The 23,613-nt window shown below is 60.3% G+C and carries 16 protein-coding genes; 5 read left to right on the top strand and 11 right to left on the bottom strand.

Annotated elements, in window-relative coordinates; translation table 11 throughout:
• Nucleotides 1–135 precede the first annotated feature (135 nt).
• Together FJ443_RS27645 and FJ443_RS27640 are read right to left on the bottom strand one after the other, a co-directional pair.
• A complete protein-coding gene (locus FJ443_RS27645; RefSeq protein WP_140513465.1) occupies nt 136–1,329 on the bottom strand; it encodes an extracellular solute-binding protein in 1,194 nt (397 codons plus the stop codon).
• Nucleotides 1,326–2,378, bottom strand: a complete 1,053-nt coding sequence (locus FJ443_RS27640) for an N-acetylglucosamine-6-phosphate deacetylase (RefSeq protein WP_140513463.1) — start codon at nt 2,376–2,378, stop codon at nt 1,326–1,328. The genes FJ443_RS27645 and FJ443_RS27640 overlap by 4 nt, the downstream gene beginning before the upstream one ends.
• Before the next feature lie 111 nt (nt 2,379–2,489).
• Here FJ443_RS27640 and FJ443_RS27635 point away from each other — a divergent pair, with 111 nt between their 5' ends.
• A complete protein-coding gene (locus tag FJ443_RS27635) occupies nt 2,490–3,725 on the top strand; it encodes an ROK family transcriptional regulator (RefSeq protein WP_181175143.1) in 1,236 nt (411 codons plus the stop codon).
• 201 nt (nt 3,726–3,926) lie between these two features.
• Here the strand turns inward: FJ443_RS27635 and FJ443_RS27630 are convergent, their stop codons facing one another.
• The 6 genes from FJ443_RS27630 to FJ443_RS27605 all read right to left on the bottom strand — a co-directional run bounded on the left by FJ443_RS27630 (nt 3,927) and on the right by FJ443_RS27605 (nt 9,762).
• A complete protein-coding gene (locus FJ443_RS27630) occupies nt 3,927–4,379 on the bottom strand; it encodes a VOC family protein (protein WP_140498475.1) in 453 nt (150 codons plus the stop codon).
• Between the two features lie 64 nt (nt 4,380–4,443).
• Nucleotides 4,444–4,722, bottom strand: a complete 279-nt coding sequence (locus FJ443_RS27625) for a hypothetical protein (RefSeq protein ID WP_140650354.1) — start codon at nt 4,720–4,722, stop codon at nt 4,444–4,446.
• An 84-nt stretch (nt 4,723–4,806) separates the two neighbouring features.
• Nucleotides 4,807–5,505, bottom strand: a complete 699-nt coding sequence (locus FJ443_RS27620; protein ID WP_140513459.1) for an ABC transporter ATP-binding protein — start codon at nt 5,503–5,505, stop codon at nt 4,807–4,809.
• Entirely contained in the window at nt 5,502–7,337 is a 1,836-nt protein-coding gene (locus FJ443_RS27615) for a branched-chain amino acid ABC transporter ATP-binding protein/permease (protein WP_140666416.1), read from the bottom strand. Before FJ443_RS27615 ends, FJ443_RS27620 begins: the two co-directional genes overlap by 4 nt.
• Before the next feature lie 11 nt (nt 7,338–7,348).
• Complete coding sequence (locus tag FJ443_RS27610; protein ID WP_140561321.1) at nt 7,349–8,224, bottom strand: branched-chain amino acid ABC transporter permease; 876 nt, start codon at nt 8,222–8,224, stop codon at nt 7,349–7,351.
• Between the two features lie 185 nt (nt 8,225–8,409).
• Complete coding sequence (locus FJ443_RS27605) at nt 8,410–9,762, bottom strand: substrate-binding protein (RefSeq protein WP_140513453.1); 1,353 nt, start codon at nt 9,760–9,762, stop codon at nt 8,410–8,412.
• A gap of 223 nt (nt 9,763–9,985) precedes the next feature.
• Between FJ443_RS27605 and FJ443_RS27600 the strand changes: the two genes are divergently transcribed.
• Nucleotides 9,986–10,723, top strand: coding sequence for a Crp/Fnr family transcriptional regulator (locus FJ443_RS27600; RefSeq protein ID WP_140498481.1), 738 nt, complete (start codon nt 9,986–9,988; stop codon nt 10,721–10,723).
• A 224-nt stretch (nt 10,724–10,947) separates the two neighbouring features.
• Complete coding sequence (locus FJ443_RS27595) at nt 10,948–11,220, top strand: hypothetical protein (protein WP_140498482.1); 273 nt, start codon at nt 10,948–10,950, stop codon at nt 11,218–11,220.
• 265 nt (nt 11,221–11,485) lie between these two features.
• On the opposite strand, the gene FJ443_RS27590 is transcribed toward FJ443_RS27595, so the two are convergent.
• Both FJ443_RS27590 and FJ443_RS27585 read right to left on the bottom strand, forming a co-directional pair.
• The gene (locus FJ443_RS27590) at nt 11,486–12,172 is read right to left on the bottom strand and encodes a Crp/Fnr family transcriptional regulator (protein WP_140513449.1); all 687 of its coding nucleotides are present in this window, start codon (nt 12,170–12,172) and stop codon (nt 11,486–11,488) included.
• 46 nt (nt 12,173–12,218) lie between these two features.
• The gene (locus FJ443_RS27585) at nt 12,219–15,971 is read right to left on the bottom strand and encodes an adenylate/guanylate cyclase domain-containing protein (RefSeq protein ID WP_181175142.1); all 3,753 of its coding nucleotides are present in this window, start codon (nt 15,969–15,971) and stop codon (nt 12,219–12,221) included.
• A 416-nt stretch (nt 15,972–16,387) separates the two neighbouring features.
• On the opposite strand from FJ443_RS27585, the gene FJ443_RS27580 reads away from it, so the two are divergent.
• Nucleotides 16,388–20,527, top strand: a complete 4,140-nt coding sequence (locus FJ443_RS27580) for a GMC family oxidoreductase N-terminal domain-containing protein (protein WP_140666412.1) — start codon at nt 16,388–16,390, stop codon at nt 20,525–20,527.
• Nucleotides 20,524–22,233 carry an alkaline phosphatase D family protein gene (locus FJ443_RS27575; protein ID WP_140666411.1) on the top strand — a complete coding sequence of 570 codons (1,710 nt, stop codon included), beginning with the start codon at nt 20,524–20,526 and terminating at the stop codon, nt 22,231–22,233. The genes FJ443_RS27580 and FJ443_RS27575 overlap by 4 nt, the downstream gene beginning before the upstream one ends.
• Nucleotides 22,234–22,517: 284 nt before the next feature.
• Here FJ443_RS27575 and proX read toward each other — a convergent pair whose 3' ends face one another.
• On the bottom strand, nt 22,518–23,570 hold the full coding sequence (gene proX, locus FJ443_RS27570; RefSeq protein ID WP_224519139.1) for a glycine betaine/L-proline ABC transporter substrate-binding protein ProX: 1,053 nt from the start codon (nt 23,568–23,570) through the stop codon (nt 22,518–22,520).
• Nucleotides 23,571–23,613 lie beyond the last annotated feature (43 nt).

Genomic DNA, 23,613 nt, shown 5'->3' with positions numbered 1-23,613 from the left:
TTAGTATCGAATGCAACACAAATGACGCCCCGCTGCGCTGAAGGTCCCGTCGCGGACAGGCCGCGTCAGGCCAGTGCCTGGCATGCTGCACTATCCTAGTGCCAGCCCTCGACGCGGCCGGCCTTTGGCAAAGCATCAGGATTTCTTTGCGCCGACCAATTCGTCCCACTTTCGGAAGGCGGCGATCATCTTTTCCGGCGGCAGCGGCAGTTCGATGGGGTTATCGGCGATGAGGCTGGCATACTCGTCCCTGCCGAAACGTTTGACGATGTCCTGGCTGTGCTGCGGCGCCATGGAGACAGGCACGTTCTTCACCGCCGGGCCGGGGTAGAGATAGCCCTCATCGTAGGAATAAGCCTGCGCTTCGGGCGTAAGCAAAAATGCCATCAGATCAAGCACCACGGCGAGCTTGTCGTCGGAAATGCCTTTCGGAACGCACATGAAAAAGGCGTCCGAAACCCAATGGAAGCCCTTGAGCGTGCCGATCCTTGCCGATTCCGGCACGATGCCGAGGGCGCGCGGATTGATGTCCCATCCCGTGGTCGAAATGATGATGTCGCGGCTGCCTTCCCCGAATTCCTTCATGGTGACGCCGGTGCCCGCGGGATAATAGTCGATATACTGGCCGATCTCTGCCAGATAACCCCACGTCTTCTCCCAGCCGTCGACGGGATCCTGCGGATCCTTGTCGCCGAGCAGGTAGGGGAGACCCATCATGAATGTGCGGCCAGGGCCGGAATTGGTGGGCCGCGCATACATGAAGCGGCCCGGATTGGCCTTGGCCCAGGCTAGCAGCTCCTCGACCGAGCCGGGAACCTCCTTCACCCGCTCAGGGGCGTATTCGATCAGCGGGCCGGAAGGATAGTAGTTGACGACAACGCCATATCCCGCGCCCTGCTTCTTGTGCAGGGCCAGTGCGGCCGGTTCGTAATTGTCCTCGATTTTGGGAAACTTGTCGTTGAAATCAGGCAGAATCTTGATCCATGTGCCGTTGGCTAGGCCTGCCGCCAGACCGTCGGAGCCGGTCAGCACCATGTCGATATCGACGCGGTTGGCTTCTTGCTGCGCGCGCAGCTTTCCGGCAAGCTCGGTCACCGGCGCCTTGGTGAAGACGATCCGTTCGGTGCGCTCGGGATATTTCTTGGCGTAGTTTTCGAAGGCCGGCTGCGAAAGCGCCAGCGCGCCGCCCACGTCCATCACCGAAATGACGACCGGCGATGCCGGCAATTTGGGTGACTGCGCCCAGGCCCGCGTCGTGCCGGCGAGGAATGTACCGCCAATGCCGCCAAGGATGGTGCGGCGATTCACCTTGAGTTCACGAGCAGTCATGGTTGTCTTCCTTCCCATTTTGTCGTTTGCCGGTCGTATTCGCGTTCTTCTTCTCCGACGCGCGCATGGGTGATGGTCATGTCGGGCGCCCACTCGATCTCGCTGGCGGGCACGCGAAGGCCATGCGCGTCCAGCACCGGCTGCAGCAGCGCCATCACATTTGCCGAGGCCATATCGACAGCCTGTGCGAAACCGGCGATGCCCCAGCGCACCAGGTTGCGCACGGCGTCGTCCAGTCGCAGCGCCGACCCGGCGAGCCCGATGCCGCCAGGAACGCGGACCGAGCCATCGGCGCGGCTCTCGACCCGCATTCCGGCAAATTCGTAAGACCCGTGCGGCGCACCGGCCGCCGAAACGGCATCGGTAACCAGGACCGACCGGTCCAGCCCTTTTGCCCGGACCAGCGATTTCAACGCGCCTGGCGGAACGTGAATCCCGTCGGCGATGAATGTCGCGGCGAGACGGTCTTCGGCCAGTTGGGCAAACAGGGTATTGTCCAGTTTCGGCAAGGTTTGCGGCAGCCCGTTGCCGAGATGGGTGGAAAGGACAGCGCCAGCCGCCGCGGCCTGCGCCACGAGCTCAAAACCGCAAGCCGAGTGGCCGATCGAAACAAGAATGTTGTGCCGGTTCATGGCCCGTATGAAAGCAATGCCACCTTCCACTTCGGGAGCCAGCGTCGTCAAAAGGATCGGGCGCTTGAGCAGCGACTGCAGACGCTCAATGAGCGCAGGATCCGCAGCGGTCATCGCCGAGGCGGGATGGCATCCGGAATAACCCGGGGCGGGATTGAGGAACGGACCTTCCAGATGATAGCCGGGGCACATGAGGGGACCGAGGCGGCTTTCGGAGACAGCCTTGTCGAGAGCGCTGAACCGCGCCGACAATTCGTCCGGCCTTGCCGTGATGATCGTCGGCAGGCACGCTGTCACGCCGCACGCCAGGAGGGCCTCCAGCGCTTCGTCGAGTTCCGCCGCCGTCAGGGTCCCCGAGTTGAAATCGACGCCGGCGAAGCCATTGACCTGCATGTCGACCAGACCGGGAGTAATCATGTTGCGGCCGATCGCCAAGATTCCTTACGCCGAGAGTACACGGCCCGATACCGCTTGCAAGCCATTTTTGAATAATGTTATCCAAAAATGCGAAAGGAAAAGAATCCGGGCATGTCGACGCTCTACACCGCGGATTTCGAGGACGCCCGCCAACGTGACTGCGCACGCGTCATCGCCAGCCTGCACGAAGGCGGCGGCAAATCCCGCGCCGCACTTGCCGCCGAGTTGGACATGACCTCGATGGCGATCTCGCACGCCATCGCCGACCTCGTCGGCAGGGGCATCATCGAGCAAAGCGTCGGCCAGGTGAGCGGCCGTGGCCGCCCACCGGCGCAAATCGTTTTGAACCCCGGTTGCGCGGGCGCGACCGTCCTTCTTGTTTCCAGTCAGGAACTGGTTGGCGTCCTTGTCGATTTCCGCGGAAGTGTCCTCGCCCGGCAAACCGCCCATGTTCCGTCCGACGCCGATTCGGCCCGCATGACCGCGACGATGCGTGACCTTGTCGCCGGTCTGCTCGGCAGCTGCCCGTCTGGCATGCGTCATGTCGGAACGTCCGTTGCCGTTTCCGGCATCGTGGACGTGAAGACCCGGACGTGGATATTGACCTCGCGATGGCCGAACGTTCGCGATTTCGACGTCGGCAAGGCGCTCGACGGCATCACGCCGCACGTGTTCCTGTTTCGCCAACTGGATGTCGAATTGAGCGCCCGATACGCCGTGCCGGGCATGGAACGACTGGAAGGCGCCTTCATTCTTCATTGGGGTTGGGGCATCGGCCTGGCCTATCGCGGCAGCGACGATGCGCCGATGCGCCAGGGCGGCCCCTTCGGCGAAATCGGCCATTGGCGTTTCAACGTGCTCAAGGATCGCCCCTGCGGATGCGGCAACCGGGGCTGTCTCGAAACAGCAGCTTCGCTGTCAGCCCTGTTGCCGGTCATACGGGAGATATATCCGTGGGCTTCAGGGGAGGAGGAACTCCTCTCCAGCCAAATCGAGACGATGGAGCTGACGGATATTCCCGAAATCCGGGTCGCCGTCGATCTTATGGCGCGCGCGCTGGGGAACGCCTGCAGGCTGCTTTTCCCCGAGAAGGTGTTCATCACCGGCCCGTTTACCTGCAATGCCGGACTCTACGAACTTCTACGCTCCCGCTTCGAGGCGGAAGGATTGATCGGCACCTTGCGCCTGCCGACCCTGATCTCCGATCGCCTGGACTACGTCGTCCAAGGCGCCGCGCAACCGCTTCATGAAATCGCCGTTCGCGTGCTGCTCGGCACGCCGCAGGGGAAACCGAATGGCGCAGGGCGGAGCCGGCGGAATGGAAAGCGGCAAAGGCCGATGCCCTGACGCGAAGCATCTGAATGATTGACGCTGCGGGTTCAGATATCCGGGAGCAATCTCGATGCCCCACACCTCTCACGTCCTGTGGAGAATGCTGCGACGCCGCTCGGGCGAAGCTCACTGCCTCGCGGAGGTTTTCGAGCCGGTTCTCACTAACGAGCCGCACAGCGAACAGCCGCATTTAGCATGTCGCCAGCGTTTTCTTCTTTAGGCCAGGAGCGCATTCCCGCGCCGTTCCATCTCTGCCGGATCGAGGTCCTCCCTCCACGACAGGAGCACCCAGACGTGGCCGAAGGGATCGCGCACGGTGGCGGAACTGGCGCCATAGAACATATTCGTGGGTGGCTGAATTTCTTCCGCGCCAGCCTTGACCGCGCGCCGCAGCAAGGTCGCGTTATCATCAGTGAAGATGTGAAGGCCAGCTGTGCAGCGACCAAGTGTCCGCGGCTCGCCGTATAGTCTCTCGTCCGGATCCCCGATCATGATCACGGCTCCGCAGATCAAAATCTCGGCGTGCATGATTTTGCCGCCTGGGTGGGCAATTCGAAACAATTCCATCGCTCCGAATGCCCGCTCGTAGAACGCGATCCCATCCGACGCCCCGTCGACGTAGATATGAGGGACAATCGCATTTCGATATCTCTCCGGTCGTTCAGTCATCTCGGTGTCCTCGCGCCAAATATCAGAGCGCTCGTTTGCGGTGCACAAGCCGGCGAAACACTCTTTACAAGACCCGGCGGAAGGCTCGCCTCAGTTCGCCCACCGCACCGCCGGAGACCATCAACCGTGCGTCGACACGATCCGTTCCGGGTTCCACGCGATCATCTGCTCGATTGCCGCCGAAGCCGGCGCCGGCTCGACTTGAAATTCCTCGAAAATCGAACGGTGCCTCTCTTTTCCAACACGGCAGGTCGGCAAAAATCCAGGCCGACTCCAACCTGGAGACTGTCCTGATATTTCCGGCGATCAGCGGCTGGTGCCAGAAGGCGATATGGTCCTGCAAGCGATGGCCCTGGATAGTCGCCGGCATGAAGCACGGATGGCCGAAGGCGGTCGGAAGTCGAACGCCATCCGCGGCTGCTCGCCCCTAGACGCCGAGATGATGCTGCAGCAGCCCCGGCTGTGTCTTGAGCTCGGCGGCCGGGCCCTCGTGGGCGATATGGCCGTTGTTGATGATATAAACGCGGCTCGCGAGCGCCAGCGTCGCGGCGATGTTCTGTTCCACCAGCACGATTGTCTGCCCTGCCTGGGCCAGTTCGCGGCAGGCGCGCACCAGATCGTGCACAATGACTGGAGCAAGTCCTTCGAAGGGTTCATCAAGCAGAAGGATCTTCGGGTTGCGCACCAATGCACGGGCTATGGCCAACATCTGCTGTTCGCCACCCGAGAGATCCGTGCCCCGGCTGGTGCGCCGTTCCTTCAGCCGTGGGAACATCGTGTAGATACGTTCCAGCGGCCAGCGGTCGTCGGCGGTCAATCCGGCCAGAATGATGTTTTCCTCGACGCTCAGGCTGCCGAAGATGCGCCGATTCTCGTGCACGAGCTGCATGCCTTCCCGAGCGATGCTGTGCGCCTTCCTGCCAACCAGCTCAACCCCGTCGAGCTCAACCGAGCCGGCTCGTGGCGTCACCACGCCCATCAGGCTCTTCAGCGTCGTCGACTTGCCCGCGCCGTTGCGCCCGAGCAGCGCCACGACCTCGTTTTTCTCGACCCTCAATGAGACGTCGAACAGAATGTGACTGTCGCCATAATAGCTGTTCAACGCCCTGACTTCGAGCAGGCTCATGCCACCTCTCCATGTACCCCGCCGAGGTAGGCTTCCTGCACCTTTGCGTTGGTCTTGATCTCAGCGGGCATGCCTTCGACCAGTACCCTGCCCTCCTGCAGGACGGTCACTTTCTCGACCAGCTCGAAGAGCGAATCCATGTCGTGGTCGATGATGATCATCGTGCGTCCACGCGCGATTGACTTGAGCAGCGCCACGGTCTCGACGCGCTCGCGCGGGCTCATGCCGGCAAGCGGCTCGTCAAGCAGGAGCAGGCTCGGCGACGTCGCCAGCGCAAGGCCGATTTCCAGCCGCCGCTTCTCGCCATAGGCCAGTTCCGAAACGGGCCGATCGAGCCGCGCCGTAAGGTTCACCAGCGCCGCCGTTCGCTCGACCTGCTCATTGAGACCGGGAACGCTGTGGATACTCTTGAACAGGTCAAGCCGGAACTTTCCACGCGCCTCGCCCAGCGCGGCAATCATCAGGTTCCGCCGCACCGTCAGGCGGTCGAACAGCTGGTTGATCTGGTAGCTCTTGGTGAGCCCGAGCTGGCACACCTCGGACACGCCCATGCCCGTAATGTCGCGGCCGGCCAGCATGATGCGGCCGGAGGTCGGCGCGATCTCGCAGGTGAGCATCTTGAAGAACGTGGTCTTGCCCGCGCCGTTGGGTCCAATGATGCCCCGTATCTCCCCATGATCGACACTGAAGTCGATGTCGCTGTTGGCTGTGATACCGCCATAGCGTTTGGTTAGGCCCTGCACCTGCAGGATCGGTCCGGATGCTGGCGCAGTGCCATGCCGGCGCGCCGGCATCGGTTCGACGACGGTCACGACGTGCGGCGCACTCTCGACCGCGGGATTGGCCCGTTCGATGCGCTTGCGGCCGCCGGTCAACCCATAGAGATCGACGATCGCACCGACGATGCCGCGCCGCAGGAAGCAGACCAGCAGCACGAAAACGATGCCGAGCACCAACTTCCATGTGGCGCCGAGATGCAATGTGTTCTGGAAAAAGTCGCTCAGATAGAGCCACACCGTCGCGCCCACCAGCGGCCCGAACAGTGTGCCGGCACCGCCGATCGCCGTCTGCATCACGACCTGGCCAGACGTGTCGAACATGAAAGCGTCCGGCGGCATGAAGCCCTGCATGACGCCCAACAGGCCGCCGGCAAAGCCGGCATAGATCGCCGCAACCACGAAGGCCGTGAGCTTGTAGCCGTGTATGTCGTGGCCGAGCGCCGCGGCGCGGAGCGGATTGTCACGGATCGCCGAAAGGATCGCGCCAACCGGCGAGCGTACGATGCGAAGTGCGACGACAATGCCCACGAAATACCAGAACGCCAGGAAGGTATACATCGTCCAGTCGGTGTTGAATTCGAGTACCGTGAAGCCGAGGTTGACGACCGGGGTTGGCACGCCAGGCAAGCCGTTCTCGCCGCCTGTGAATGCCGAGAGCGGATTGAACTCGACAAAGAAGAAGACTTCGGCGATGGCCACCGTGATCATGGCGAAATAGATGCCGGTGCGTCTCAGGGCGATCAGGCCGATCACATAGCCGACGACACCCGACACGACGGCGCCCATGACGATGGCAGCCATGACATAGGAGAAGCCGGTTTCAGTCAGGAGATAGGCGGCGAACATCCCGCCAGTACCGTAGAAGGCCGACTGGCCGAACGACAGCAATCCCGTGTAGCCGAACAGGATGTCGAAGCCGATCCCGAACAGGCCCCATATAAGGATACGATTGATCGTGCTGGGCGAAAAGCCGAGATGGGGCAGCACGAACGGCGCCAGGACGAGCGCCAGCGCCGTCAGAAGCTCGACAAGGAAGGGATGTTTGATGTTCATGGCGACCGCGTCTACTCGCGCCCTGCCGTGCCGAGCAGCCCGTGCGGGCGAAGCACCAGCACCAGAGTCATCGCCACGAACAGCATGACATAGGAATAACCGGGATTGAACATCGAGGTGATGCTGATGATTTCGCCGGCGATGAGGCCGCCGAGGATCGCGCCCGGAAAGGAACCGACGCCGCCGATCACCACGACCACGAAGGTCTGGACCAGTATGGCTTCCCCGACATCGGGCGCGATCGACACCACGGGTGCGTTGACGATGCCGGCGAAGCCGGCCGCCATGGCTCCGATGCCGAAGACGAGCATGAAGATCTTGTAGACGTCGATTCCAAGCGAATCGACCATTACCGAATCCTCGATGCCTGCTCGCACGATCATCCCGATGCGGGTGCGGTAGAGCACGACATAGAGCATCAGCAGCGCCAGGGCGACGATGCCGAGGAGCGCCAATCGGTAGGTGGGATAGACCATGAAGCCCAGATGGGTGATGCCGACCAGCGAGGCGGGCGGCGGCACCGTGCGCGAGAGGCTGCCGAAGAAGAAGCGGATCGTCTCGACGAAAACGATGCCGAGCCCGAACGTAACGAGAAGCTGGTCCTCGAGCGGCCGCATGTAGAAATGGCGAATGATCAGCCGCTCGATCAACACGCCGACGATCATCACGAACAGCGATCCGGCCGCCACTGCGGCCAGGAATGAACCTGTGTAGGTGTAGGCGAGCCAGCCGGCATAGCCTCCGAGCATGAACATCGCGCCGTGGGCAAGGTTCAGGACGCCGAGCGTCCCGTAGATGATGGTCAGCCCGGAGGAGATCAGCGCCAGAAGCGCGCCGAGCACGAGCCCATTGAAGCACTGCGAGATGAAATTTGCCCAGTTGATCACTCTGTGCCCACCTTAATCATGAAAAATATGCCCTGCCCTCGCGCCAGCAAGGGTTTGGTTGACAAGTCGCGAACAATCGACATTCCACCGACCGCCGGGAGACGAACCGTCTGAGTCCAGCCAGAGCCAGTCCCGGTGCGAGCGCCTTCTCCACCCGTGGCGGGCGGAGAAGGCGCTGCGGGATATCAGGTGTAGCTGCCCAGGTTGCAGCCGAACTCGTCAGGCTTCTGCATCAGCGGCGCGCCATCGACCACCTCGACCACGTTCCAGTAGTCGTCGTCGCTCTTCATGTCCTTGGGGTCCTTACCCTGGACGAGTACGACCGGTCGCACGCACTGATGGTCTTCCGGCCGATAGTGAACGTCGCCGACGAGTGAAGGGATGGTCTCACCCTTCTCGTATTGCTTGATGACGTCCGGCGGATAGAAGCTACCGGCCTGCGACACCATGCGCGCCCAATGAGCGAAGCTGACATAGGCATTTTCGGCGCCCCATTCCGGCCGATAACCGAACTTTTTCTGGAACGCGTCCACGAACTGCTTGGCGAGCGGATACTTGTCCTGCAGGGTCCACCAGAAATCGGTAGCGGCAAAAACGCCGGCTGTCAGTTCGGGGCCTACTTCCTTGGCAAGGAAGGGGATCTGGTAGGGGATGACCATCTTCATGCTCGGAGTCAGGCCGAACTGCTTGGCCTGCTGGATCGACAGCACCGCGTCGCGGCCCCAGTTGACGTTGACAATGAATTCGGCGCCCGAATTGGCGATGTTGGTCAGATACTGGCTGAAATCCTGGGTGCCTAGCGGCGAGACCTGGTCCGTCACCATCTCCCATCCACCCTGAGAGGTCAGGTAGTCGTTCACCGACTTGGTGACGGTGTGACCGTAAGTGTAGTCCGGCGTCATGAATGCCGCCTTCTTTCCCTTTCCGTAGGTCTTCAGAAGGATCGGGCCGATCGCGTTGGCTGCGGTCTGGCCGTAGAAGTTCTGGCGGAAGCCGTAGCGGACACAGTCCTTGCCTGTTGTGTCGTTTGAGCCGGAGATGCCCGCGACGTAGAGGATCTTCTCGCGCTGCGCGAATTTGTTGAGCGCAACCGCGACCGCCGATGAAGTCGAGCCAGTCATCAGGATGATGTTGTTTTGGTGGATGAAATTCTGCTCGAGCTCGACGGCCTGGTTCGGCTTGGCCGCGCTGTCGGCGGACAACAGCTCGACCTTCTTGCCGAGCAACCCCTTGTCGACTTTCGGCGCCAACGCCTTCATCAACTCATGGCCGTTGTTGATGTGGTCGACCGCCAGCTGCCAGCCCTTAAGTTCATCAGCACCCTGCACGGCATAGGCACCGGTAAGGGGCACCGCGGCTCCGATGTAGACGGTGTCGCCCGCCGACCCGGCCGGCCAGGTGCCTATCGCGGGCTTGTCGTCGGCTGCAAAAGCCGCAAAGCTGGATAAGGGCAGAACGGCACTACTGAGAAGACCTGCGCCCGCGTGCAGCATGGTGCGGCGGGATATATTGGAAGTATTTTGATCGTCGAGCGGCATCAGCTGTTCCTCCTTAGCGTGGAGCCGTCGGACGGCTCTCATTTGTTGTTCCCGCAAACCGGTTTTTTCCAGCGAAACGCTGAAAATGGCCTATTTGCATGGGCATTCGCAGTGGCGTAGGCCTGCCAGTCAATACAACTTTCGTTTGATAATTCTGTTCATTGATCTGGATTAATAAGCATAGGAAAGTTTCGTTGAAGGTCATGAACATTTGGAGCATGGCATGCCGCTGACCGGCCACCCGATCGTGACCCGACTGACACGTGCAATGAAGCTGGATTCGCTAGACATCAAACGTCTTGAGGCAATCTTCGAGCGCGATCTTACCATTCGGAAACGGGAGGAACTCGTCGTTCACGGCTCCGAGTTCCGAAACCTGTGCTTTGTTAAAGACGGCTACGCGATCCGCTACAGGTTGCTGCGCAGCGGCAGGCGGCAAATCCTGAAGCTCATCCTGCCCGGTGATGTCATTGGATTCCCGGTCAGCTTTTTCGATCGATCCACTTGTTCGGTCGTTGCCGTGAGCGAACTGACCTACGCCGTCTGCTCGTTCGACGCGTACATTCGTCTCTGCTACGAGCAGCCCCAATTCGGTCTGGTGTTAAGTTGGCTCGCCGCCCAAGAGGCAGCGACTTATGCGGAACACATCGTCAATCTAGGTCGGCGCACTCCGATTGAAAGGTTGGCGCACCTTTTGCTGGAGATTCACGCGCGTCTCCTGGAAGTCGAACGCGCCGACGAAGCAAGTTTCGATCTGCCGTTTTCACAGGAAATCATGGCGGACGCGCTCGGGTTGAGCGTGCCCCATCTCAATCGCATCATTCAGCAATTGCGCGCCGAACAGCTTATCACCAGCAACGCGCGCTTCATCGACTTGACTGATCTTGCGGGCCTTCGAAGACTGGCTCAGTACCAGCCGATGTCCCTCGTTCCGATCCCGGTGCTGAAGCAGCGGGAATGAAAAGCGTCCCGTCGATCATATTAGCACCCTGCGTGAATTCCTTCACATACAAATCTCACCCGCGGCGTACAAGAGATGACAGAGCAGGCAATTTAGTCTCTCTTTCGGACAGATCATAAAGAAAATAGCAAAGATCAAGCCCGAAGAGGAAGTTGGTTTTTAAACTAAGCCAATTTCGTTCTCATCACGAATTTTGTGATGCCATCAACCAAAGGGAGAGAAACATGTATAAGATCATTACAGCTGCGTCTGCATTCTTCATCCTCACGGTGCCTTCGTTCGCGATCGACTCGACCTTCGTCCACAGTCTGCGAGCCGACAATGGTGACTTCGAAGCCCCGGGTGACTTGAAGGGTCAACATTCATTGGCTTCAGAAGAAGCGGTGTATGGCTTCCCGACCGGGTCGATCGGATTGCCTGGTGGCGCTTCGAACTCCAAGTGCATGGGGGTCAGCCCACACCAGTACGATCCTGTCAGCCCGGACTGCCGGAATTGATCCAGATAAGAGCGGTGGCTAGCGCCACCGCTCTGCCTCCTTGAGCGGGTACCGACTGACCGACGGACTATTGAGAAAAGGCCCGACCATAGATCGCGCGACAGCCCGTGTTAGGTCCAATCGCCTGGGACGGCGTCAGGATGCTGAACGGAGGTTCCCAGTTCGTCGCCACGACAGGTGGAGGACTATCCCTTCATGCCGATCCGGTCTTCGTTGCGCAATCTAATTTCGCGGCTCTGATGCGCGCCGATTGCGAACGGCGACATCAGTCATCGTCCTGTGACTCGGCGATGTGACGAAGCGCACCGGCGTTCTTTATGCGCAGGCCACCACGCTTGATTGCGATAATCGAACGGTTGCGCCAATCGTTAAGCGTCTTGTTGACGGACTCGCGCGTGGCGCCCAGGAACTCCCCCAGTTCGGACTGGGAGATCGGTATCCAACCTGAGCCATCCGCCATAACGCCGGCCAAAAAGGCCAGTCGCTTTGCCAGCCTGGCCTCAATGCCGAAGAAAGCCTGATCGCCAAGTTCGCCGCTGACCCAACGCAGCCGTGCGCACAAAAGCTCAATCATGGCGCGTGCCAGAGGTGGGTTTTTTTCGATGCGATCGAAGAGCTGCTTCCGACCGAGCGAGGCCAGATCGCAAACGGTCAGGCAAGTGGCGGTTGCGGTGCGCGGGCGCCCGTCGAGCGCGCCGATCTCTCCGACCAAGCTGTGCGAAAGCTCGATATTGGCCACCAGCTTCCGGCCTCCCGGCGAATACATCGAGATCTCCACCGTCCCGCTCGTCACCCCGTAAATACGATCGGATGGATCTTCCTGGACGAAGAGGATCTGGCCCGCCGCGTGGCGTTCAACCTTGCAGCCGCTGAAAAGAAGATCGAACAGGCGCGGATCGATCCGTGCAAGGCGCGGGAGATCATTTCTTTCGTTCGCGCCGCCAAAAGCCATGTCGCCCCCAAGTTGCCGATCGGATACTCCAACGCAGGAGAGTATCTTAGATCTTGTCTTGCCGGCGCCTCAGCTCGGCCGCAATGATCGACTGATCCCTGCGTAACGAGAGGCGCCGTGCAGCCGCGAGTGCTTGCCGCCAAGTAGAGATGGCGCGGTCACCGCGCCCGTCCAGCCAATGGGCCACGCCGACCCACAGCCCATACTGAGCAGTGCCGACAGGAAACGCGCGGCGGTAACGCTTGAGCTCATGCAGCGCTTGGCGCTCCCAGTGGCGCCACTGGTCGTACTCGCGCGAGAGGCCTACCTCCCTGCCGCGCAGAAGCACTTCGCACACGCCGGCAATGCCGGGCAGTGTGCTGTGCACAGTCGGGCGACGCATCTCGCGCAGCAGGCGTAGCGTCTCGACCACAGCCCGAAGGCTCTCAGCATGGAGCCCGACCCGTGCAAGCGCGAGCGCAAGCGACCCTTTGGCGGAGACCAAGTCGGCGAGATCGGCGGATCCGACCATAGCGGACGTGGTCAGCCGAAGGATGTCGACCGCTTCACGGGGGCTATCCGTGTGGAGCACACACAACGACTTGCATCGGAGCGCCCAAATCTCTTGCTGGAGGTTTCCGCTGTTCTGCGCGCGGGAGAGCAGCGCCTGGGCGGTGTACTCCAGCGCACCCGATTCACCGCGGTAGTACATTGACCAGAAGCGCATGGCCTGGGCGTTGCACCAACTTAGTTGATCGCCCGCCTTTAGACACAGCTCTTGAGACTGATCCAGACGACGATCTACCATCAGCCAGTCGCAGCGGCCGATGCGCCAGAGCGCATCGAGATTACACAGGTGGGCATGGACCGCTGGATCGGCGAGCGCAGTCACCACCCGTTCTGCCCTTGCCATGAAGTAGTTGCAAGCGCGCCGGCGCCCCAGAATTCCCAGCCCGCATGCCAGTTGGGCGGACGCGATCACCATCTCCATGGTGAGCCCCGTGCGCTCCGCATGGGCGACAGCCGCGACGGTGTGGGAAAACGCTCGCGAAAAGCGAAGCTCGAAATAGTCCACGACCGCCGCCTGGTTAAGGCAGCGAGCTAGTTCTCGCTCCCAGGAGTCCAGCACACCACCCTGAGTTGACCATAGCGAAGGAGGGAACACTTGTTGGAACGCGAGCCGCATTCCACCCCCAAGCAGCCGCATCAAAAGGGCTGCCGAGGAACGTGGAACCGGCGTGCCCGCCAAGGTGAGGGCGCGCCTCACCGAAATGCCCTGAGCATGGAGGTCGCCACGACTGTAATGGGCCTCGCCGAGCTGCCTGCGCCAACGCACCGACTGAAGTCTTTGCTCAGCACTCCGAGGCTGCTTCGACTCGTATCTCAAGCAGATTTCCAGAAACGCCTCGACCTCTCGAAACGCACCGACCTGCAGCGCCTTGATTGCTGCCAAATTGGCATATCCAACTGCCTTGAAATTGTTTCCGGCGGCCTCAAAATGCTGAACGAGGGCCGCGACATCCGCGCCCATGGCGGCCGACTGGCTCGACTCGATCCAAGCGGCCAGAGCTGCATGAAGTCGCTGTCGCACTTCACTGGGAATTGAGCCATAAACGACGTCTCGGATTTGATCATGACGGAACTCGTAGTTCCCTGATCCAGTGCCCTGACGCACGAGATGCGCCGCCACGAGCGACTCGACAGCTGCACCCACACCGTCGTGATCCAACTCGCCCTCGAGCAACGTCGCCAGGGCCTCGCCGGTAAATGAACGCCCGATCACGGCCGCAGCCCTGAGAACGTGCTGGACTGAGGTCTCCAATCGATCAACGCGCTCCCGAATGACCCGATCGACACCTTCGAAATATCGAAGGCTCTCGAGCGGGCGGATCGGACACCACAAACCATCGCGTATGGCGATGAGCCCCTGGCTCTTTAATGTCAGCGCTATCTCCTCGGCGAAAAACGGATTGCCACCGGCTAAGGCCGAGACCCGGCGCGCCAGTTCGCCATGTGGGGGCACATCCCCGAGCGTGCGGGCGACCAGTTCGCAAATCGACGCCTCGCTGAGTTCCTCAAGATCCAGGATACGACACAGGCGCGCGGGATCGTCAGGTTCCGTTCCGGATGTATTCCTTCTTGTGGCCTCGGCTCGCCTTCGTAGGTTTTTTAACTCCTCCGGAACTTCGTCCGAGCGTACGCACAGGACCAGAAGCAACGAGGACAGAGATGAGAGAACCCACTCGACGAGGCGCCACGATGCCGAATCCAGCCACTGACTGTCCTCCAGGACCAATGCCAACGGGCGCGGTGCCAAGTTATCCATGAGATCACCCAAAAGACGCATGGTGGCATCAGCGCGATGAGGTCCCTCCAGATGTCGCGTCCCGTCGTTTTGGGGAATTTCGATGCTCAGAACATCACCTAGCAAGGGCAGTCGCCCAACGAGCGACGAGTTGCCTTGAACCCGTTGTGTGACGACATCAAGCACCGCAAATCCATCGCTGTCGGACGGTAGGCCGAGAAGGGACACAAGCACCCGCCGCCATGGCAGGAGCGATGTCCGGCGATCGTCACGTTCGGCGCGCGCGGTCAAAACCTCGATTGCGGTTGAGCGCAGTTCGTCCGTGAAAGCTCTGATCAAAGCGGTTTTTCCAATGCCCGACTCACCCAAGACAACGAGCAAACGCCTGCCTCCACGGCGGGTCTCCTCGAACGTACGTTTCAGGAACTCCAGCTCGCTCTGCCGACCAATCAGCGGACTAAGAGGTTGGACCGGGGCGCGCGGATCCATGGGACAAAATACCGTTGCCATGTCCCCAAGTCCGTCCAGTTGCAACGTGCCGTGTTCTTCGAACCAAAACGCCGTCCGGCTGGCTCGCTCTGTTGGTGCATCGCAGAGAACGTTTGCCGATGCCGCCGTCATAAGCCGCGCCGCCCGATTCACGGGCGCGCCGATCACCATCAGCTGGCGCCGGCGTGCGCTTCCGACAACACTAAAAAGCGCATCGCCGGTAGCCACGCCCATCGACGCGGAGAGGCCCAAGCGTTGGGCCGTCAGACGGATCGCGCGAGCAGCATCGACGGCACGGCAAGGATCGTCGCGGTGGAAACTGCCTCGCGCTCCGAACGTCGCAAAGAAAATCAGACCTTTGTCGTCGAAGAGCAACTCGCCGGCCGGCCCACCGCGCGAACGCAGATCCTCCTGGAGGGTCGCGCATAGCAATTGATAGCGCGCAAGCGCCTGAGGTTGACGATGGTCAAGTCCGGCAATTCGCGCGAAAAGGGCGGTGATCGGCCTAATCTCCGCCAGGGCGTCTAAGCGGGCGGTCGTTGGACGATCTTCTTCGGAACGGATGGCAACGGCGCTGTCCGCGGCAACTGAGCGCAAGTCGGCTTCGGACAGCAGGTCCCTGAGCTGCAAAGGCAAAAACCTTGCCAGCCAGCCCGGAGGCGGAGAAGCCAGCGTAGGCCGACTGCGCCGCGATTGAGACGGCTGCGCAAGGGCCAAGTTGGCTTTGTCGGAAAGTACATATTCCCATCGGCGCGCAGCCGCTTGGGACTGAGCGGCCTGCATGATGGCATCTCCCCCTGCAAAGAGCGTCCAGACCGGCTGGCCGCCCAAAGCCGCCGCCCAGAGGGGCCCCGCCCCTACTCCAACATGCAGCGCGGGTGCGATTTCAGCTGTTCCGTCCTCCAAACGCTCGTTCTGGCCGCCGCAGATTGCCTTGGCACAGGCTGTCGCCGCTCGCACCGCGCTTTCAAGTCCGCGGACATCCGCCGACCAGTAGGCTAGCAGTTCGTCGCCAGCGAGGTACAAAATCTCGCCTCCACGATTGTATACTTGCTCTACGCATCGCGCGTAGGAGTGACTAAGCAGGCTCGGGATTCTTTCAAGTCCTTCTTGCCCCCGTCGTGCTAGTTGCTCGACCAAGGCCGTGTATCTGGACACATCGACAAACACCACTGCAGCCGAGAATTCGACGGCTACTGGGCCATCCGCTCGAAGTGCGTGAATTCTACCGAGTAATTCCAGCGGCAGAAAACTCTCAAGTAGCTCGCAAGTACCCTCCATGGGTTCCTTCCCGCAGCCGTGCCCATGGTTTCAGGGCAGAGAAAGGCACCGCCGACCGCGCACTTACTAAAGGGAATGAATATCGCCCCGATAGATTGCGTGACTTCCTGACGTTACACCAAATTTCGTATATGATTGATATCTAAATTAGGGAGGACGCATTGCCTGTACACATCAAGGCAGCGCCGGAGCCGCCACGTGCGACGGCTTGGCTCTCGCACCGACTCGAGACATTGGTCCACGATTTTCCGCAGATCGCCGATAGGGAAAGGACAACCGTCAAGGGCGGATATGACTTTGATGTTGCCATCGTTGGCAGCGGCTATGGCGGCTCGGTGGCTGCCGCCGAATTGAGCGCCTGCAAGGATGTGCAAGGCCAATCTTTAAAAATCTGCGTACTGGAACGCGGCAAGGAGTACCTGGCCGGAATGTTCCCTTCGCGATTGGCCGATCTGGGCGGCCACGTCCGCTTTGCCACCCCCTTTGCGAAACGCCAACGCGGCGTGTTCGATGGTCTTTACGACTTGCGCTGCAGCGACGACGCGGTAGCTCTCGTCGCGTGTGGCTTGGGTGGAGGCTCATTAATTAACGCCGGCGTGATGGAGATGCCGCTGCCGGCGATTTTCCGGGAAGCACGCTGGCCCACCAAAATCCGCAGAGATACGACGCTCACAGAGACGGCTAAACGGCTGGGCGATTGGCTGGGAGCCAAGCCGATACGTGTCACCAAGCCTTTCCTGGCCAAGTCCGAAGCAATTAGAAATTTGGCTGGTGGCAAAGCACGACCCGCTCACATAACCGTCGCTTCCGATTGCCACACCAACCACGCCGGGGTCGCGATGAGCGAATGTCGCCGTTGCGGCGACTGCGCCACTGGTTGCAACTACAATGCCAAAGAATCCCTCGACCTGAATTTGTTGCGGCTGGCTCGACAAAGCGGAGTACGAATCGTCACTGGCGCCACCGTCTTGCGCGTTTTGCGCGCGGGCGAAGGATGGCAGTTGGACGTCAATCACACCGACGGCCATCTACGCGATAACCAGCGGAAGCCGTTCGCGCTGCTGGCGAGGCGCGTGATCCTTGCAGCAGGCACATTCGGCTCGACGGAAATTTTGATGCGCTCGCAAATCCGCGGGATAAAGTTCTCCGATCAGCTGGGAAGCAAGTTCTCCGCCAATGGTGACATGCTCGTCGTTGCCCATGATTTGGCGGCACGGGTGAATGGCGTCGCTGACGAAACCGAGAATCCGGCCCCAAACATCAAAAGCGAGGATTGCGGTCGCGCGGTCGGCCCGACGATAACCGCAATGATCGATCTGCGCGACGGCAACGCGGCTACTGACCTGGTGATCCAGGATCTTGCCGTACCGGGACCGCTGCGCCGCTTATTTGAGGAAAGCGCCACCACATTCGATGTGCTCAATCGCGTCGCCGATGGCGACTGGGCGAAGCATGAGCCGAATCCTTCACGGGCAGACGATGCAGCCGTCAATCCAGCCGCCATCACCAACTCCCTGGTGTTGGCTATGATCGGCCGCGACGACGCGGAGGGAGCACTGGCGCTAGGGCCCTCGATGCAAAACAGCGCCGATGAGAAGCAAGACGATCCTGAAAAAATGCTCGCCGACGGGATGCTCACGGTGCGCTGGCCGGAGTTGCGACTGGACCCCCGGCTGGAGAACCATCATGCGCGCCTTGGCAAGTTGCTTCGAGAGTCTGGATTGGGCGGACGGCTGGTGAACAACCTGTTGTGGCGACCTTTGTCCGACAGGCTCGAAGCCGTGTTCGGTCGCCAACGCGGGCCGCTGCTGACGGTGCATCCCCTTGGGGGCTGCGCCATGGGTGACGACGTTCGCCAAGGCGTGACCGATCATTGCGGCCGCGTGTTCGATGCCGCTGCGGTCGGCCTCAGACGCACTCACGAAGGGTTGATCGTGCTCGATGGCTCGGTCGTGCCCACGTCGCTGGGCATCAATCCCGCCTTGACCATAGCCGTTCTGGCATTGCGAGCGATCACCGAGCTCAAGGAGGAATGGCAACTCAGTGGCGGCCGTTTGATCAATGCACCCTTGCCTGGGAACTCTCGTGGCGAAACGCGGCCGATATATTCCACGCCGCGGACGAACCCTGCGCCTACGCCTACCAGCATCGAACTGACCGAACAGGTGCGCGGCAAGGTCCCTCTGGCTATGCGCGGCAACGGTGTGAAACCACACATGGTCGAACTGACGCTAACCACCAAGCCGGTGGTGCTCACCGATCTCTACGCGCTGCAAACGCCCCGTGGACGGTGTTTGCCGATTGCCCATGGTCGGCTGCGCATTCTGCGTGCAGGAAAGGAGTTCGACCCCATTGCAGATCAGGCCTATGAAAGCCATGTTGCGCTCGAGGCGGAGATCTCGGGATCGCTCCACCTGTTCGATCTGGAAAAATCGCGCCCCGTGCCCCGAATGCTGCGCGCTATCCTTGCGTGGGCGCTCAACCGCGGGATGCGCGACTTTGCTTACCGCTTGGTCCGCCAGGGCCAGGAATGGTTGCGTTTCACGCCGCCTAGCGGAGGGGCATCCCATCTCAGACTGCTCGACATTCTGCACCTGTGCTCGCGTGCGGGCGGGGTCCGCCTGATCGAATACGATTTGCACATCGACAAGGTTGTCGAGCCGGAAGATCTCGGCACGGGCGCGAGGTTCGACAGCTCTCTGTTCACGCAGAAGAAAATCAGAGCGGTGAAGCGGCTCACCTATGCGCGCGGCGCCAGCCCTTGGCAGCAATTGATGGAGATGTCGGTCGAAGTTTTCCCGCAGATGAGCAAGACCGTCATTGGCAAGAAGCTACCGTCGCTAGAGCTAAACAAACGATACCTGGCGCGGCAATCGGTGCCTCTGCTGCGGATAGTGGGGCAGCAAGACCGTGTCGCGGCACTGGCAGATCTGGCCTCTTTCATACTCTACGGTTTTCGCGTCGTGCTTCAGATACATGCACTGAGTTTTCGCCGCCCCGACCCGCCATCTGCGCGTGAACCACAACGGTTGCCCGGGGCGGTGCCGGGCTTACCTGCGCCCCAAATCGACTGGTTGACCTTGAAAGGTCAGCTCAGCCCGCCGATCCGCATTCGCCTGGCCCGCTATGACGGCAGTTCCGCAAAGGTGATCGAGAAGGGCGTCCCGAAACGCCCCGTCTTGCTCATCCATGGTTACAGTGCGAGCGGCACCACATTTGCTCATGCTGCCGTACCCGGCAACCTCGCTCAATCGCTGTGTGATGCTGGGCGCGATGTCTGGGTGCTCGATATGCGATCGAGTTCAGGCCTGACTACCGCCACAGGCGGTTGGTCTTTTGAGGAGATGGCGGAGAATGACATTCCGATCGCCGTCCAACACGTGCTGGCTGCGACAGGGCAGGAAAGGCTCGATGTCGTCTGCCATTGCATGGGCGCGGCAATGTTCAGCATGGCAGTGCTTGGCGAGCATGATCGAAGGAATTTGCACAATAAGATCGGGCGCGTGGTGTTTTCGCAAGTCGGCCCGGCAATGCTGTTGAGTTCGGCAAATGTGCTCGCCGCATATGTGATGCGATATGTACGTTATTTTCTTCAACTTGAAGACTATGTGTTTAGTCCGCATGGCGATATCTCGCTCGCCGGTCAATTGCTCGACAGAGCGCTCTCGGCAATGTGGCTGCCGTCCGACGAGTATCGGCGCGAGAATCCCCTCTGGCCCCCAGGCAAAGCGACGCCTTGGGTCGGCACAAGACATCGGATGGACGCGCTCTATGCACGCACCTTCTCGCTCAACAATCTCTCTGACCTCGTACTCGACCACATCGACGATTTCTTCGGCCCGCTCAGCGTCGAGACAGTCTCGCAGGTCATACATTTTGCTGGCTTCAACACCGTGACCGATCGCGCCGGCATAAATCGCTATGTGCTGCCGGACCGGGTGAGGGATCGACTGAGATTCCCGATGATGTCGATCCATGGAGCGGAAAACGGTTTGGTCGCCCCCTCAACGCTAAGACTGATGCGAAATATGCTCAAAGGGGCCGGCGTGCCGCATTTGAACTCATCTCTGCATGCGGTCGAGGCGGTGCAATCGGAGGAAGAAATCAGGGATCTTATTGACAAAAGCGGCCAGTTCCTGGCGCTCGGCCAACCGTCCTACCTGACCTGGTGCATTGCCGGCCACGGTCATCAGGATTGCCTGATCGGCAAAGACGCCTCGTCGATCTGCGGCGTTATAGCGAAATACCTAGGAATGCCGGATATCTCCGATATGCCGGGGCCCTTGGAGGAAAAGCCATGACGCATTCTCTCCCCTCTGAAGCCAGGGCGCCCGCCTTCGGGGTGCGCGTAGAGGTCGAGGCGGGCAAGATCCTGGTGCAAGCGGCCGATAGCGGAGGGCGGGGCTTGCCTCATGCAGCTTTCATTGTTCCCGTCTACGCAAAGGGCGACCGCCTGCACATGATCGGTCCGCCGGTTACGAGCCGCGGCGACGAGAAAGGACAGAGCGACGATAGCCTCTATAATAGTCTTCCGCATTACTATATTAAGCAACCCGCATCTCCTTACGTATTTGAAGTTCCGCTCCATGAGTGGCCTGAAGCGCAGCAGGTACTGGTCTTGCTGCTGTACGTTCAGGCGCAGGGTATTGGCGGCTTGGCTCGGTTACCGAAACTGCCCGACGCGGCGGGATCACCACCTGAAATCCTCGACACAGGTTCGCATGCCAAGAACGCGGTGAAGAGGGCCGCCGAGGCTATTCGGTATGCGCTCGAGACTGACACATTGGAAGATTTGCGAGGTGGCCTGATCGTCGGCAGGCCTGGAAGGTCGCACAGAAGCCATCGGCACAAGAGCGATGCCCGCGCGGTATCGAACCTTTCATTCGCTCTCGCAAGTTGCCAATACCCCAGTGATTTCCTCGACCACATGCCCGACGGTCAGCATGCGACACGAGGGCCCGCGGATGCGTCTCTGCTCGCGCTCGGCGATCTACTGGGCAAACCCGGCGCCCCAACGTTGCTGCTGCTGGCCGGCGATCAGGTATATATCGACGCTACGGCAGGGCTTTTCGACCCTAAGGTAGTCAACGACCGATTCCGAATACCCTACGAACGCCGGGGCCAGAGCCGCGGTGTGAAGGCGGTGATGCAGCGCTTGGACATGGCGGTTGAAATGATGCTGGACGATCATGAGATTCGCGACAATTGGGCAAAAGACCCTGACCCGGCGATGCGCAAGAATGATATCGTCATAAAGCCTGGGAAGCTGGCTTACTTCAGGTACGAACGTGGCAAGACCGAGGTGCTGGAAAAGCGCCTGCCGGCACACATCTGGCGAGACGATTTAACCCACAACGGTATGCCATTCTTCCTTTGCGACACGCGCACCGAACGTCAAGGACGGACGGTTTCGAACTGGTGCGAAGCGCGGATCATGGGTTCAACGCAATTCGCCAAACTTTGTGAATGGCTTACCAAGCCTGAACACACCGAAATGCCCAAATTTGTTCTCACATCCTCGGCAGTGCTGCCGCGGCGGCGGGAGGTGGCCGAGGCCCCCACTTGTGCCTTGCGTTCGGACGCGTGGGATGGATACCCGTTTTCCTTACATAAACTGCTCAGGTTCGTGTGCAACAAGGAAATAAAGGGACTGGTATTCCTGTCGGGTGACGAGCACGTGAGCAGCCTGGTCACCGCTCGTGTAACAAACAGCAAAACCGGCAAGCAGAGCATCCTGCATTGTATCCACAGTTCGGCGCTGTACGCGCCATATCCGTTTGCGAACGGAACTGCCGACAATTTCCAGGCCAATGAGACTTTTTGCTTTCCCGATCCCGATCCTGAGCAGGGGCCGTATTGTTGCGAGGTGCAGACAAGTTTCGCCCCTGGCGACGGTTTCGCGCTTGTAACGACATGCCGCCGCCGTTCGCATTGGCGTCTGGATGTCAAGTTCCACGACAGCGGGGGGCTCAAGGAGAACGGAACCTTCACGCGCGACCTAGAGTAATAGCTGCGCGTGAAATAAGGCTTCACTCAGTTTTTCTCACTATACCAAGCGGCCCGCGCTCGATCAGGCGCGGCGGCAGCTATTTATCCCGAGATAATCGTCTCTGAGGCCGCATGTCCAAACGATCGCCTGCCCTTTGCATGAGCCTGTGTAGCCGCTCCCCATAAGGAAACGTCGCCATGAAGCGAAAACGCTTGGCCGGCAATCGGTCTCCTCAATCACAATGGTGGCGGACAGGGTCCGCCACCATTGTGATAACAGGCCACGATAGAGGCCTGCCCGGATTATTTCCCGGCGGCAGCCGCATTCTTTACCCAGCCATCGAACTCCGACTGATTTGCGGCAATCCAGTCGTTGGCGATCTTCTTGATCTCGGCGTCGGTCTTGTTGCCGGCCCCCAGATCGCCTTCCCACTGGCTCCAGATGTCCAGCGACCATTTCGCTTGTTCGATGAATTTCTTGGCCGCCGGATTGTCAGCCAGGAACTTCTTGTTGGCGAGCGTGCGCCAGTTCCATGGGCCAACCGCCATGCGGCATGGGTTCTGCCCCCCCGCACAGCCAACCACGTCCTTGACCTCGTGCGTCTTCGGTTTCGATACGCCCTCGGGAAGAGCGTCATACGGGATCGGCAGCCACACCACGTCCTTGCCGGGCTTCAGCCGATAGACGATCCAGGATGGGCTCCAGGTGTAAAGAAGGATCGGCTCTCCTCGGTCGGCCCGTGCAAAGACCTCGCCGATCAGCGGCTCGTATTTGGCGCGGATGGAGCGCACCGTATCGCTCAAGCCGAACTCCTTGACCTGGAAATCGACGACGTCACCGCACTTCCAAGCGGGATCGCAATTCACCAGATTGGCTTTTCCGTCACCGTCGGTGTCGAACAAGGCGGCGATCTTCGGGTCCTTCAGTTGCGAGACATTGGTGATGTTGTTGGCTTCGGCTGTCTTCTTGTCGATCATGTAGCCGTTGATGCCGCCGCCCGCGATCGTGCCTTCATTGATCAGTTCGACCGTATCCGAGATCTGTGCGATGGCGGGCTCGGCCTGCGGCCAGTTGATGTCGCCGGTCATGTCGAGGTCGTCCTGCGAAATGGCCTGCAGGATCGCCGACATGTTCATGGTCGACAACTTTACGTCGTAACCGAGTTTCTCGAGGCCCGCTATCAGGACCTGGTCCTGAATATAGTTGGCGCCCAGGCTGTCGGAGGACGTGAAACGAATGGTCTTGCCTTCGCCAGGCTTATCCTGCGCAAAACTCTGCCCACCCATCATGGTTGCTGCAACAGCCATGGCGCAGGCCAGTCTCAGCCCTTTGCGGTATCGATAATTCGCCGACATGTATTCTCCCCTTGTTGTGATATTTGTTGCGTCGTTCCGCCTG

The sequence above is a fragment of the Mesorhizobium sp. B2-6-1 genome (assembly GCF_006440475.1).
Lineage (GTDB): Bacteria > Pseudomonadota > Alphaproteobacteria > Rhizobiales > Rhizobiaceae > Mesorhizobium.
The sequence above is the reverse complement of the archived record's forward strand: the minus strand, read 5'-3'. Positions and strand labels throughout refer to the sequence as shown.

Coding starts and splice junctions, on each gene's coding strand:
- FJ443_RS27630 (WP_140498475.1), bottom strand. CDS start 4,379: ATGACTGAACGACCGGAGAGATATCGAAATGCGATTGTCCCTCATATC.
- FJ443_RS27635 (WP_181175143.1), top strand. CDS start 2,490: ATGTCGACGCTCTACACCGCGGATTTCGAGGACGCCCGCCAACGTGAC.
- FJ443_RS27640 (WP_140513463.1), bottom strand. CDS start 2,378: ATGATTACTCCCGGTCTGGTCGACATGCAGGTCAATGGCTTCGCCGGC.
- FJ443_RS27575 (WP_140666411.1), top strand. CDS start 20,524: ATGACGCATTCTCTCCCCTCTGAAGCCAGGGCGCCCGCCTTCGGGGTG.
- FJ443_RS27595 (WP_140498482.1), top strand. CDS start 10,948: ATGTATAAGATCATTACAGCTGCGTCTGCATTCTTCATCCTCACGGTG.
- FJ443_RS27590 (WP_140513449.1), bottom strand. CDS start 12,172: ATGGCTTTTGGCGGCGCGAACGAAAGAAATGATCTCCCGCGCCTTGCA.
- FJ443_RS27615 (WP_140666416.1), bottom strand. CDS start 7,337: ATGAACATCAAACATCCCTTCCTTGTCGAGCTTCTGACGGCGCTGGCG.
- FJ443_RS27620 (WP_140513459.1), bottom strand. CDS start 5,505: ATGAGCCTGCTCGAAGTCAGGGCGTTGAACAGCTATTATGGCGACAGT.
- FJ443_RS27605 (WP_140513453.1), bottom strand. CDS start 9,762: ATGCCGCTCGACGATCAAAATACTTCCAATATATCCCGCCGCACCATG.
- FJ443_RS27600 (WP_140498481.1), top strand. CDS start 9,986: ATGCCGCTGACCGGCCACCCGATCGTGACCCGACTGACACGTGCAATG.
- FJ443_RS27645 (WP_140513465.1), bottom strand. CDS start 1,329: ATGACTGCTCGTGAACTCAAGGTGAATCGCCGCACCATCCTTGGCGGC.
- proX (WP_224519139.1), bottom strand. CDS start 23,570: ATGTCGGCGAATTATCGATACCGCAAAGGGCTGAGACTGGCCTGCGCC.